Below are 12,367 nucleotides of genomic sequence, written 5' to 3'. Positions count from 1 at the left end.
AGAGGTGCCGCTCGCAATGTGCATCAAGGCCCAAACGGCAATCGATCGCACTTACCGCGAAGGAATGAATGTTGGCGAGGGCTTGCGTCACCCAAGCTCCCACGGAAGGATGCCGGTAGGCCCCGGCGCCGACGAACCCCATGCTGCGCAATTTCGTCATCACGTATCGACGCTTTCTCGTCGTCGTCGTGCACGCCGCGCTGTGGACGTTTGCGCTCGCTGCCTCATTCCTCCTGCGCTTTGAGTTCACGATCCCGGCCGCTTACCGCGCGCTGGGGCTCAAGCTGGTCCTCCTCACGCTCGGCATGAGGAGCCTCGTACACTGGCGGCTCGGCCTATTTCACGGGCTCTGGCGCTACTCCGGCGCGCGGGACCTGATCTCTCTCTTCAAGGGCGCGGTCATCTCGTCGTTCCTCATTGCGACGATCTGGGCGTTCCTCGCGACGGGGACCTTCCCGCGCTCGATCCTCATCCTCGATTTCGCATTCAGCATCCTCGTCGTCGGTGGCGTCCGCTTCGGCATCCGTACCATTCGCGAGGTCGTCCTCCAGAGCATGCGCTCGACCCCGGCGCGCGGCGAGAGCCGACGGCGGCGCATCCTCGTGCTCGGAGCGGGTGACGCCGGCGAGATGCTGATGCGTGAAATCGTTCGCATTTACGGTCATCGTTACGACCCTGTCGGCTTCCTCGACGACGCGAGCCACAAGCAGAACGAACGGATCCACGGCCTCCCCGTCCTCGGACCGATCAGCGATGTCGTCCCCATCTGCGCGAGGGAGCGGATCGACGAGATCATCCTCGCCATCCCCTCGATGACTGGCACACAGATCCGCCAGATCGTGGGCCTTTGTCGTCCGACGGGCGCGAGCCTCCGCACGCTTCCCGCCGTCGACAGCCTCATCGATGGCCGCGTCACCGTGAGCCAGCTCGCGGACGTCGCGATCGAGGACCTCCTCGGTCGCGAGCCGGTCACGCTCGACACGGAAGCGATCGAAGACTTCATTCGCGGTCGCGTCATCCTCGTCACCGGCGCGGGCGGAAGCATCGGCTCGGAGCTGTGCAAGCAGATCTGCCGCTTCGGTCCGAGGACCCTCCTCCTCGTCGAACAAGCCGAGAACAACCTGTTCGAGGTTCACCGCGCGCTCATCGCGGAGCACCGCGAGGTCTCCATCATTCCCTGCGTTGCCGACATCTGTGACTCGCGCCGTCTCGAGACGATCTTCGAGCGTGAACGGCCAGCGGTCGTCTTCCACGCCGCCGCGCACAAGCACGTGCCGATGATGGAGAGCAACCCGGGCGAGGCGATCAAGAACAACGTCTTCGGTACGAAGAAGGTCGCGGACGCCGCCCACCGGTTCGGGGTCGAGAAGTTCGTCATGGTCTCGACCGACAAGGCCGTCAACCCGACGTCGGTGATGGGCGTGTCGAAGCGCGTCGCCGAACTCTACATCCAGGCACTCTCGCAGACGAGCCGCACGCACTTCATCGCCGTCCGCTTCGGCAATGTGCTCGGCAGCGCGGGGAGCGTGATCCCGATCTTCAAGGAGCAGATCAAGGCGGGTGGACCGGTCACCGTCACTCACCCCGAGATGCGTCGCTACTTCATGACCATCCCGGAGGCATGCCAGCTCATCTTGCAAGCCGGCACGATGGGCCGCGGCGGAGAGATCTTCATCCTCGACATGGGTGAGCCCGTGAAGATCGTCGACCTCGCGCGGGACCTCATCCGTCTCTCCGGATTCGAGGTCGACGACGTCCCGATCGTCTTCTCCGGTGTCCGGCCAGGAGAGAAACTGTTCGAGGAGCTCTCCTTCGACGCCGAGAAGGCAGAAAAAACGGGGCACCCGAAGATCTTCGTCGGGATGCTGGGCTTCACTCCGCTGGCCGAGCTCGAGCACGGCCTCGTCCGCCTTCATACGCTCACGGATGGCTCGGCGCCGGAGCGCATACGCACGGAGCTCAAGCGGCTCGTCCCGGAGTATTCGCCCGAGCTGAACAGCGACCGTCCACCGCCGGCGTCGTCCTCCAAGGCAGTCGTGATTCGCGCGGAGGAGAGCGACGCTCCGACCCTCGTGACCACGGAGACGCCCGCGCTCTGACGGGCCGAGCCGGTGTCACCTCTCCTCGTCATCGGAGCCGCCGGCCACGGGCGAGTGATCGCGGACATCTTCCGTGCTCGCGGTGAGAAGGTGGACGCCTTCCTCGACGACGACCCCGAGATGAAGGGGCGCACGGTCGACGGCCTCGAGGTCATCGGACCGAGCCGCCTGCTCGCGGAGTCGCCCGCACGCGTCGCTCTCGGCATCGGTCACAGTCCTATCCGCGAACGCATCGCGCGGGAGTGCCTCGAGCTCGGCTGCACGCTCGTGACGGCGATCCATCCAAGCGCCGTCGTCGCGCCGAACGTCACGATCGGCGCCGGCACCGTCGTCATGGCGCTCGCCGTGGTGAACGTCGCGGCTCGACTCGGGCGCGGCGTCGTCGTGAACACGGGGGCGATCGTGGAGCACGAATGCGTCGTCGGGGACTTCGCCCACGTCTCGCCGCGGGCGACGCTCGGAGGCAAGTGTCGACTCGCCGAGCTCGCGCAGCTCGGCATCGGCGCGACCATGCTACCGATGACCTCGGTCGGCCCCCGATCGGTGATCGGCGGCGGTGCCCTCGTCGCGCGCGACATCCCCGCCGACGTCGTCGCGACGGGCGTCCCCGCCCGCGTGCGGCGGTCCCTCTTGTGACGGCGCTTTCCGCGCGAAGGCAACGTCGATAGAAGAAGCCTCGAGATGTGCGGAATCGTCGGTCTGATCAACTATGACGCGCCGCTGGAGCGCGCGCGCGCGATCGTCGAAGCGATGAACGCCGCCATCCACCACCGCGGCCCGGATGGCGAGGGCCTCGTGGCGGCGCCCGACGCGACGATGGCGATGAAGCGGCTCGCCATCGTCGACGTCGTGCACGGCCACCAGCCGATGGCCACCGAAGACGAGTCGATCGTCCTCGTCTACAACGGCGAGATCTACAACGCGCCGCAGCTTCGCCGGCAGCTCGAAGAGCGCGGCGTGCGCTTCCGGACGCGGAGCGACACGGAGGTCATCCTCCGCCTCTACGAGCTCGATCCCGACGACGTCGAGCGGCACCTCGTCGGCATGTGGGCCTTCGCGGTCCACGACCGGCGCCGACGTCGCGTCGTGCTCAGTCGAGACCGGTTCGGGATCAAGCCTCTCTTCGTCGCCGACACGGGCACCACCCTCGCCTTCGCCTCGGAGCTCCGCGCGTTCGATCGCACGCTCCCCGGCTTCGGCCGCCTCTTCGAGGTCGACCACGACGCGGCCCACGCGATGCTCTCGTGGAGCTACGTCCCCGAAGCGGCGACCATCTATCGAGGCGTGCGCCGTCTTCCGCCCGCGACGCGGATGACGATCAACATCGCGAGCGGCGAGCGGAGACTCGACACGTACTGGACGCTGGAGCCTTCGAGCGACGCGGCGCGCGTCCGTTCGCTCGACGAGGCGTGCGAGAACACCGAAGCGCTGCTCCGCCGGGCAGTGAAGGAGCACCTCGAGAGCGACGTGCCGGTCGCGACGTTCCTCTCCGGCGGCATCGACTCGTCGCTCGTCACCGCTTACGCCAACGACATCGCGCCGGGGACGATCAAGGCCTACTCGATCGGGTTCCGCGAGCCGAAGTTCGACGAGTCTCCGTTCGCCCGTGCCACCGCCGAGAAGCTGGGGGTCCCGTTCTCGGTCGAGATGTTCGACGAGGTGACCGCGCGAGGGCGGCTCCCCGACGCCCTCCTCGCTTACGACGAACCGTTCGGCGATTCGTCGAGCCTCGCGACGTACCTCGTCTCTTCCCACGTCGCGCGCGACTACAAGGTAGTGCTGGGCGGCGACGGCGGCGACGAGGTGTTCGGCGGCTACAAGAAGTACCTCGTCGTGCACCTCCGACGCCCCTTCGCGTCGATGCCGCGCCTCCGCGACAACGTCGGTCGGGCGCTCGGACGGATCCCGCTCGTCCACGACCGGACGCGCGGTTGGACGGAGCTGCTTCGCACGGTGCGCCGCGTGTCGCGCGGGCTCTCGGGATCCGACCCGCAGGTCTACGCGCAGCTCACGCAGATCGCCCCCCTCGCCCGGACCGCCCCGCTCGTTCGCGTCGCGGCGAACCCGTACCGTTTCGAGGAGGAGATCCGCGCCCGGTTCGAGCGCGCCAGCGGCACCGAGCTTCAGCGCACGCTCGCCGCCGACCTCGCGAGCACGCTCTGCAACGACATGCTCGTCAAGGTCGACCGCGCGAGCATGGCGTGTCACCTCGAGGCGCGCGTCCCCTTCCTCGATCACCGCGTCGCCGAGTACGGTGTCGGGCTCCCGCAGGCGCTCACGATCGGCGAACTGACGCGCAAGTGGGCGGGCAAGCGCGTCCTCCGGGCGCTCCACGAGCGTCGCTTCGGCCATGCGCTCGCGAACCGCGCGAAGATGGGCTTCGGCGTCCCCGTCGAGCGCTGGCTCCGCGGCCCCTTCAATCCGGCCTGCGAGCGGCTCTTCGCGACCGAGCGCCTCGATCGCTATGGGATCCTCTCGAGCGCCGAGCTCGGTGACGGCAGGTTCAACCGCTGGCTCGCGACCGATCCCCTCGTCGTCTGGCACGCCTTTGCGCTCGCTGCGTGGTGCGAGACGAGCCTCGGTGATGGGCCGAACGCGCTACGCGAGATGCTCGCCTCGTGACGGTTCGGTCATGATCGCGCGCACCCGCGCGTCATTCTCCGGGTGAACGAAGACCCAGTTGTCTTCGATGATCGCGTCCGTCGCCGTCGGCACGAGCCGGCCGCCGTCGTCGTAGGCGTAACAGCGATAGCCGAGCTCTTCGAAGAACGAGACGACGTCGGCGACGCGCAGCCCGAACCCTTCGAGGAACCACGGCGTGATCTCGATCACGACGACCGGCTTGTGCTTCTTCAGCGTCGCGACGGCGCCGCGCATCGCGAAGAGATCCGCGCCCTCGATGTCGCATTTGACGAGACTCACGCGCTCGAGCTGCGGGAGGTAATCGTCGATCGCGACGACCTCGCACTCGATGTCCTTGGTCTTCGGAAACGGAGCGTGCTTGTCACGACCCGGCCGCTCGTCGTTGCGCCCGCGCATGTGGACGAGCCCCGCGCTGATGGCGCCCGTATCCATCACCGGAACCGTGAACTTCACGGTCTCGTTCTTCGCGCCGCAGCCCTTCGTCACGAGCTCGACGTTCTGCGAGAAGCCGAGCACCCGCGCGATGAGCCGGAACGTCCGCGCCGTGAACGGGATCGGCTCGAAGGAGTAGACCTTGCCGCTCGGACCGACGGCCTTCGAGAAGTAGTACGCCCAGAGCCCGAAGTTCGCCCCGATGTCGATCGCGGTGTCGCCCTCGCGCACGACGCGCGCGATCAGCTCGAGCTCGGGCTCCCACCAAGCTCCGCGCTTGATGTCCCAACCCATGGCCACCGCCTGGAGGACGCTGTAGCTCCGCTCACCGAGGACCGGCGCCAGCAGCTTCTTGACGAAGTGACGGCGAGGCGTGGTCGTGCTGGACATTCGATTCCTTCCGTTTCGTCGCGCGCAGGCTGCGCTCGATGTCGTCGCGCGTGAAGTTGGCGTACGGGACTCCGTAGTGCCCTTCGGACAGCTTGCCCGCGATGGGACGGCCGCGCTCGAGATCGACGAGCAGCTCCTCGACGACGGGTCGGCCGGCGCGAACGACGCCGCGATCGACTTGCCGCCGGATGGTGCGCGCCAGGTGCTCGTTGCCCGTCTCCTGAACGACGTGGAAGACGCTGTGGACGTGGTCGGAGATCGGCCCGAGCGAGAACTCCTTTCGCTCGGGCATGACCTCGAAGCCGTCTGCGACGGGGAAGAAGTCGAACGACTCGACGACGTTGAGCTGGAGCGCCCGCCGGAGCCCCAGCACCCTCGCCGCCTCCGTCAGCGCTCGGGTCTGGTCCTTGACGATCGGCAGGCGCTTCGCGCGATCGCGCCAGGTCGTCGGAAAGCGCTTCGACCAGAGCGCGAGCGTGATCGACAGAGAGCGAGGATACAGCGGCGTGTGCGCCGTCCATGCATCGACGAACGACACGTGATGGCGGGGATGCGGCGCCGCCTCGATCAGCTCCATCGAGTGCATCCGCTCGTTCGCGCTGCCCGATACCCTCTGCGGGAGCGTGAACATCCAGTGCTCGTACCCCGGACCGAAGAGCGTCGCGGTGGTGAGGAGCATGTCGCCGTGGTGATGGATCGCCTTCGTGGCGACGTTCGTCTCGCGGCTCGGAAGCGGGATCCAGCAGTTCGCGACGAGGCCGAACCAAGGGTTGAGCGCGATATCGACGCCGACGACGGGATAGTTCCGCCGATTGAGCGCCGCCGGCGTCTCGAGGTACCGCTCGAGGACCGCGGTGAGGAACGCCGGCTCGCGAGTGAGCTGCTCCATCACGGGCGCCGCACGCCGGTTCGCCTCGTGCTTCGTCGCGCTCGACCGGAAGATCGAGACGAGCTCCTCCACCGCGCTGCGGATCCGGTCCATTCGCCTGTTTCGTAGCTGCGCTACGGACCGGTCGCAAGGGGACCGAGCAGCGCGTGATAGTGCTCCGCCCATGCCTGCCACACGATCTCGCGGGAGAAGAGCCGCTCCGTACGCCTCGTCGCCGCGAGCGCGTGCGCGGCACGAAGCGCGCCGTCCTCGAGATAGCGTTCGAGCGCGCGCGCGAGCGCTCCGACGTCGCGGGCGGGGACGATCGTGCCCGTCTCGCCGTCCGCGATCGCGTCGACCACTCCCGTCGAACGGTAGCCCACCGCGACCACGCCGGCGGCCGCCGCCTCGAGCGGCACGTTCGGGAACCCCTCGCGCAGCGAGGGAAACGCGAGGACGTCCATCCGGGAGTAGAGCGGAGCCAGGTCGTCGCTCTTGCCGAGCGCGACGACGCCCCGTGCGCCCTCCAGACGGGCCGTCACGCTCGGGTCGAGGTCGCCCGCGAAACCGCCGCCAACGAGGAGCAGGCGAGCGCGCGGCCGCCGGCGGCGAAGCCGATCGAAGGCATCCACGAGATCGACGATCCCCTTGTCGCGATCGAAGCGGCCGACGAACCCGATCACCTCCTCGTCGTCCGCGATGCCATGGGCGCGAGCGAGCGCGCGACCACGATCGACGCGCTCCGACGTACGCGACCACCGCTCGATCTCGACGCCGTTCGACGAACCGGCGCCGAGCACGCGCGCCTTCGCGGCCGGGACATGACGGCCCGCGACCGCAGCGCGGCGCAGGCTCTCGCTGTTGCAGACGACCTCGTCCGCACACGACGCCGCGATGCGCTCGGTCGCCGACAGGACGAGCCGGAGCGGCCCCGCGGTCGTCTCGAGCCGCAGCCCGCGCAGGAGGTAGATGCGGATGCGGACGCCGATCGCGCGCGCGGCGAGCATGCCGAGGAGCCCCGCCTTCGGCGTGCTCGCATGGACGATGTCGGGTCGCAGGTCCCGCAGCGTGCGCATGAGACGGGCGAGCGATACGACGTCCCTCGCCGGATCGATGGGCCGCGCCATCGGGACGGCGACGGCGCGAACCCCCTCGCGCAGCGCGACGCGGTCGAGCTCCGGACCCGGGGAAGCGACGACCGTCACGTCGAACCCTTGCTCGCGCATGAATGCGAGCTGCCCACGGAGCAACGCATCCGCGGTGACGGGATGCGTGACGACGTAGACGAGACGGGGTCGTTTCAAGACCGGCGCAGCCTAGCGCAACGACGCGGTGGCGTTGCGCCCCCCGCCCTCCCGGGCTACATCGCGTCCGAGGTCGCGCTGCGTGAAGGTTGAGTTCCTCGGGCACTCGGGGTTCGTCGTGGAGCACGCCGGTGCGCGTGTCGCCTGCGATCCCTGGCTCTCGCCGCGCGGCGCTTACCACGCGAGCTGGTTCCAGCTCCCGCAGAACCACCACCTCTTCGCTCGCTCCTACGATGACCTGGCCGCGGTCGTCCTCAGCCACGAGCACTACGACCACCTCGACGTCGACTTCCTCCGCCAGCGGCTCACGCCGGCGACGCCGATCGTCGTCCCTCGCTATCCGTCGCGCAACCTGGTCGACAAGCTCACTCGCATCACGAAGAACCCGGTCATCGAGGTCGACAGCGGCGCCGAGCACGTGCTCACCCCCGGCGGGCTCAAGGTCCTCTTCACCTCGGAGGAGTCCCCCGCCAACCAAGACTCGTGCATCACGTTCTTCGACGACGAGCACGTCCTCGTGAACCTGAACGATGCACGTCTGACTCCGAAGCAGCGTGGTCAGCTCCAGCGGCGCTTCGGCACGATCGACGCGGTCATGCTCCAGTGCGCGGGCGCGAGCTGGTTCCCGATGCGCTACCGCTACTCCGAGGAGCGCACGCGCGAGCTCTCGCGCGAGAAGCGGAAGGCGAAGCTCGAATACGCGTTCCACACGCTCGAGCACCTCGCCCCTCGCATCGGCCTACCGTACGCAGGCCCATGCGCCTTCCTCGACCAGGCGCTCCAACGTCACAACGACGAGCTCGGCGAGGACAACATCTTCCCGGACCAGGCGGAGAGCGCCGCTTGGCTCCGCGCGCGCGGCTACGGCGAACGGCTCGAGCTGCCCCTGCCCGGCGACCGGCTCGACCTCGCGACGGGCGCCTTCGAGGCCGACCGCGAGATCCGACGGACGTTCTCATGGGAGGACAAGGCGGGGTACATCCGGGCTTACGCCGACCGTGTCCAGGCGACCATCGCGGCCGAGATCGCCTCGCTCGAACGACCGGCGACGAGCCTCTTCCCTGCCTTCAAGGCTTACTTCGAGCGGCTCGGTGACCTGAACGCCTACTTCCGTTCGCGCATCGACATGGAGCTCCGTTTCGTGATCGACGGGCCCCACGGCGGAGACTGGCTCGTGCGATGCCACGCCGACGGCGTCGAGGTCTCCGACACGGCGGGCCGTCGCGCGGACTACACGCTCTGGTTGGAGGACCTCTGGCTCCACCAGATCTTGAGCCACCACCTCGCGTGGGAGGACTTCTTCCTCTCTCTGCGCTTCGAGGCCGAGCGCGACCCCGACGTCTACAACGACCACCTCCTATCGTGGCTCAAGTTCGCCGACGAGGACGCGCTCCGAGCGGTCGAGAGATACGAGTCGTCCCGCCGCGAGAACCAGCGCATCGAGGTCGAGGCGAACGGACATCGCTATCTCATCTCGAAGTACTGCCCGCACGCGGGCGCCTCGATGGAGAAGGCCGTGATCGAAGGCACGACGATCACGTGCCTCAATCACCACTATCGCTTCGATCTCGAGACGGGGAAGTGCTTGAACGGCAACTGCACCCTCTTCACGAAGCGGCTGGACTGACGATGGGCCGAATCTTCCTCTCCGCGCCGCACGTCGGCGAAGAAGAGCGGCGCATGCTGCTCGCCGCTCTCGACTCCGGATGGATCGCGCCGCTGGGGCCCGAGGTCGAAGCCTTCGAGCGAGAGCTCGCGGCCGTCGTCGGCATGCCGTACGCGGTGGCGCTCTCGAGCGGAACGGCAGCGCTTCATCTGTCGCTCGTCCTGCTCGGGGTGGAACGCGGCGATGAGGTCATGACCGCGACGCTGACGTTCGCGGCAACGGCGAACGCGATCGCGTACACGGGCGCGACGCCGATCTTCGTCGACAGCGAGCGGCGGACCTTGAACATGGACCCCGCCCTCCTCGCGGAGGAGCTCGATCGCCGCGCGGCGGCGGGACGGCTCCCGCGGGCGGTGATCGTCGTCGACATCTACGGACAGTGCGCCGACTACGACCCGCTCCTCGCCGCCTGCGCGAAGTACGACGTCCCCGTGATCGAGGACGCGGCGGAGGCGCTCGGCGCGACGTACAAGGGACGTCCAGCAGGGTCCTTCGCGCCGATGGCGGCGTTCTCGTTCAACGGGAACAAGGTCATCACCACGAGCGGGGGCGGGATGCTCGTCACGACGAAGCGTGAGCTCGCCGACCGCGCTCGTTTCCTCGCGACGCAGGCGCGCGATCCGGCCCCGCACTACGAGCACTCCACCATCGGCTACAACTATCGCCTCAGCGCGCTGCTGGCAGCGCTCGGACGGGCGCAGCTCAAGGGCCTCTCCGGCCGCGTCGCGCGACGCCGCGCGATCCACGACCTCTATTGCGCCGAGCTCGGTCGCGTCCCGGGCATCGAGGTCGTTCGCGAAGCGGAAATGGGCTCCGCGACGCACTGGCTCACGGTCGTGAAGATCGATCCCGACGTCTTCGGCGCGACGCGGGAGGAGATCCGCCGGCACCTCGAGTCGCTCGACATCGAGGCCCGGCCCGCCTGGAAGCCGATGCACCTGCAGCCCGTGTTCGCCGCGGCGCCGCGCGTCGGCGGCGGCGTAGCGGAGGAGCTCTTCGAGCGAGGCCTGTGCTTGCCGAGCGGGTCCGGCCTCGACGACGACGACATCCGCCGCGTGATCGACGGCGTGCTCGAGGCGCCGAAGCGGACATGAACGCGAAGCGGCTCATCGATGTCGTCGGAGCCGCGACCGGCCTGTTGGTGCTCGCTCCGGTGATGGGCGCGACCGCGGTCGCCATTCGTGTCGCGATGGGATCCCCGGTCCTCTTCCGGCAGGTCCGGCCCGGTCTTCACGAGAAGCCGTTCACCATCCTGAAGTTCCGGACGATGCGGGACGGCGACGAGCCGGACGAGGTTCGGCTCGGACGCCTCGGGAAGCTCCTCCGTGCGTCGAGCCTCGACGAGCTCCCTCAGCTCTGGAACGTGCTTCGCGGCGACATGAGCCTCGTCGGACCGCGTCCGCTCCTTCTCGAGTACCTCCCGCTCTACTCGCGGCGGCACGCGCGCCGGCACGAGGTCCGTCCGGGCGTGACCTCGTGGATCTCCGTCCACGGCCGCAACAACGCGACCTGGGAGGAGCAGCTCGAGTCGGACGTCTGGTACGTCGAGAACCAGTCGCTCGCCGTCGATCTCGCGATCCTCTTCCGGACGGTGATCAAGGTGATCGAGCGCGCCGACGTCCAGCAAGAGGGGCGCGCGACGCGCGAGCGCTTCACAGGCACCGCCGCCCTGAGCTGATGCGTGCACTGTACATCTCGCAGACGGGGATGCTCGAGGGGCTCGGGAGCTCACAGGTCCTCGCGTACTTGCGGCGCCTCGCGCAGCGCGGCGTCGAGTTCGATCTCCTCAGCTACGAGCTCCCCGAGGCGACGGACGACGAGATCGACCGACTGCGAGCCGACCTCACCCGCGCGAACATCCGCTGGGCGCCGCTCCGCCGCCGGCGAGATCCGCGCCTGAGCGTGAAGGTCCGTGAGTCGGCGCTCGGAGCCCATCGCGCGCTCGCGACGGCGCTCGCCCGGCGTCCGGTCATCGTCCATGGACGGAGCTACCTGCCCACCGCGATCGCCGACGTCGTGGCGAGCGTCGTACCGCGCGCGAAGCTCCTCTTCGACTGTCGCGGGATGATCGGCGACGAGTACGTCGACGCGAGCTACTGGACCACCGATCGCATCGAGTACCGCCTCGTGAAGCGGTACGAGGCACGCGCGTTCCGGCGCGCAGAGGGTGTCGTCTTCCTGACCGACGCCCTGCGGCGCTGGATTGGCGCGCGCGGCTGGCTCGGAGCACGCACGGAGGTCGAGACCATCCCGTGCTGCGTCGACCTCGACGCCTTCCGCTTCGACCGCGCAGCACGTGACCACGTCCGCCAGAGCCTCGGCTGGGAGGACGACCTCGTCCTCGTCTACGCGGGATCGCTCGGCTCTTGGTATCGCGAGGACGAGATCGCGCGGTTCGCGGGTGTGGTGCGCCGGCGAGCGGCGGGACGCCGTGTCCGCTTCCTCCTTCTCAGCAAGAGCGCGCCCGAGGCGCTCGTCGGATTGCTGCGCGCCGCCGGCCTCGACGAGAGCTCGATCGCCGTTCGCGGCGTCCAGCCAGACAAAATGCCGCAGCACCTATCGGCCGCCGATATTGGCATCTCGTTCATCAAGAGCTGCTTCTCCAAGAAAGGGTCGAGCCCGACGAAGGTCGCGGAGTACCTCGCATGCGGCCTTCCGGTCGTCCTCAACGGGGACATCGGAGATCAGGCCGATCTCGCAGCAGAAGCCGCTGCCTGCATCGTGCTCGACTCGTACGACGACGAGGCCCTTGCCGCCGGCGCGGACCGCGCGGTCGCGCTCGCGACGGCGCCGCTCGCCGACCGTGTGACCGCCGGCCGCGACGTCGCCGACCGGCGGTTCGGGCTCGAGCGCGTCGGAGTGGCGAGGTACGAGCGGCTCTACCGCGCTCTCGAGCGTGACCAGAGCTAGCCATCGGCCCGGCGCACGGCTAAAAAGGCTGCGTTCGTGAACACCGCGCCCCGGC

At 68.5% G+C, this 12,367-nt stretch carries 10 protein-coding genes; 7 read left to right on the top strand and 3 right to left on the bottom strand.

Annotation, left to right across the window (positions count from 1 at the left end):
* The first annotated feature begins 140 nt into the window (after nt 1-140).
* Genes KF837_12530 through asnB form a run of 3 tightly spaced genes read left to right on the top strand, consistent with a single transcriptional unit; the run spans nt 141 to nt 4,721 of the window.
* Entirely contained in the window at nt 141-2,099 is a 1,959-nt protein-coding gene (locus KF837_12530) for a polysaccharide biosynthesis protein (GenBank protein MBX3228139.1), read from the top strand.
* A gap of 12 nt (nt 2,100-2,111) precedes the next feature.
* Complete coding sequence (locus KF837_12525; protein MBX3228138.1) at nt 2,112-2,735, top strand: acetyltransferase; 624 nt, start codon at nt 2,112-2,114, stop codon at nt 2,733-2,735.
* A gap of 45 nt (nt 2,736-2,780) precedes the next feature.
* Entirely contained in the window at nt 2,781-4,721 is a 1,941-nt protein-coding gene (gene asnB / locus KF837_12520) for an asparagine synthase (glutamine-hydrolyzing) (protein ID MBX3228137.1), read from the top strand.
* Here the strand turns inward: asnB and KF837_12515 are convergent.
* Genes KF837_12515 through KF837_12505 form a run of 3 tightly spaced genes read right to left on the bottom strand, consistent with a single transcriptional unit; the run spans nt 4,698 to nt 7,736 of the window.
* Entirely contained in the window at nt 4,698-5,564 is an 867-nt protein-coding gene (locus KF837_12515; GenBank protein MBX3228136.1) for an FkbM family methyltransferase, read from the bottom strand. The two genes, asnB and KF837_12515, sit on opposite strands and share 24 nt — an antisense overlap.
* On the bottom strand, nt 5,500-6,546 hold the full coding sequence (locus tag KF837_12510; protein MBX3228135.1) for a hypothetical protein: 1,047 nt from the start codon (nt 6,544-6,546) through the stop codon (nt 5,500-5,502). The genes KF837_12515 and KF837_12510 overlap by 65 nt, the downstream gene beginning before the upstream one ends.
* Nucleotides 6,547-6,566: 20 nt before the next feature.
* The gene (locus KF837_12505; GenBank protein ID MBX3228134.1) at nt 6,567-7,736 is read right to left on the bottom strand and encodes a glycosyltransferase; all 1,170 of its coding nucleotides are present in this window, start codon (nt 7,734-7,736) and stop codon (nt 6,567-6,569) included.
* An 82-nt stretch (nt 7,737-7,818) separates the two neighbouring features.
* On the opposite strand from KF837_12505, the gene KF837_12500 reads away from it, so the two are divergent.
* From KF837_12500 to KF837_12485, 4 genes are read left to right on the top strand one after another with little or no spacing between them, the layout of a single operon-like run.
* Nucleotides 7,819-9,363, top strand: coding sequence for an MBL fold metallo-hydrolase (locus KF837_12500; GenBank protein MBX3228133.1), 1,545 nt, complete (start codon nt 7,819-7,821; stop codon nt 9,361-9,363).
* 2 nt (nt 9,364-9,365) lie between these two features.
* The gene (locus KF837_12495; protein MBX3228132.1) at nt 9,366-10,496 is read left to right on the top strand and encodes an aminotransferase class I/II-fold pyridoxal phosphate-dependent enzyme; all 1,131 of its coding nucleotides are present in this window, start codon (nt 9,366-9,368) and stop codon (nt 10,494-10,496) included.
* Nucleotides 10,493-11,080, top strand: coding sequence for a sugar transferase (locus KF837_12490; protein MBX3228131.1), 588 nt, complete (start codon nt 10,493-10,495; stop codon nt 11,078-11,080). Before KF837_12495 ends, KF837_12490 begins: the two co-directional genes overlap by 4 nt.
* On the top strand, nt 11,080-12,312 hold the full coding sequence (locus KF837_12485) for a glycosyltransferase (protein ID MBX3228130.1): 1,233 nt from the start codon (nt 11,080-11,082) through the stop codon (nt 12,310-12,312). Before KF837_12490 ends, KF837_12485 begins: the two co-directional genes overlap by 1 nt.
* Nucleotides 12,313-12,367: the final 55 nt, after the last annotated feature.

The sequence above is a fragment of the Labilithrix sp. genome (assembly GCA_019637155.1).
Taxonomy (GTDB): Bacteria; Myxococcota_A; Polyangia; order Polyangiales; family Polyangiaceae; genus Labilithrix.
This window is presented reverse-complemented; position numbering and strand designations above follow the sequence as displayed.

Bases quoted from the DNA above. Each gene is read 5' to 3' on its own strand.
- KF837_12495 (MBX3228132.1), top strand. From the start codon at position 9,366: ATGGGCCGAATCTTCCTCTCCGCGCCGCACGTCGGCGAAGAAGAGCGG.
- KF837_12490 (MBX3228131.1), top strand. From the start codon at position 10,493: ATGAACGCGAAGCGGCTCATCGATGTCGTCGGAGCCGCGACCGGCCTG.
- asnB (MBX3228137.1), top strand. From the start codon at position 2,781: ATGTGCGGAATCGTCGGTCTGATCAACTATGACGCGCCGCTGGAGCGC.
- KF837_12515 (MBX3228136.1), bottom strand. From the start codon at position 5,564: ATGTCCAGCACGACCACGCCTCGCCGTCACTTCGTCAAGAAGCTGCTG.
- KF837_12530 (MBX3228139.1), top strand. From the start codon at position 141: ATGCTGCGCAATTTCGTCATCACGTATCGACGCTTTCTCGTCGTCGTC.
- KF837_12510 (MBX3228135.1), bottom strand. From the start codon at position 6,546: ATGGACCGGATCCGCAGCGCGGTGGAGGAGCTCGTCTCGATCTTCCGG.
- KF837_12485 (MBX3228130.1), top strand. From the start codon at position 11,080: ATGCGTGCACTGTACATCTCGCAGACGGGGATGCTCGAGGGGCTCGGG.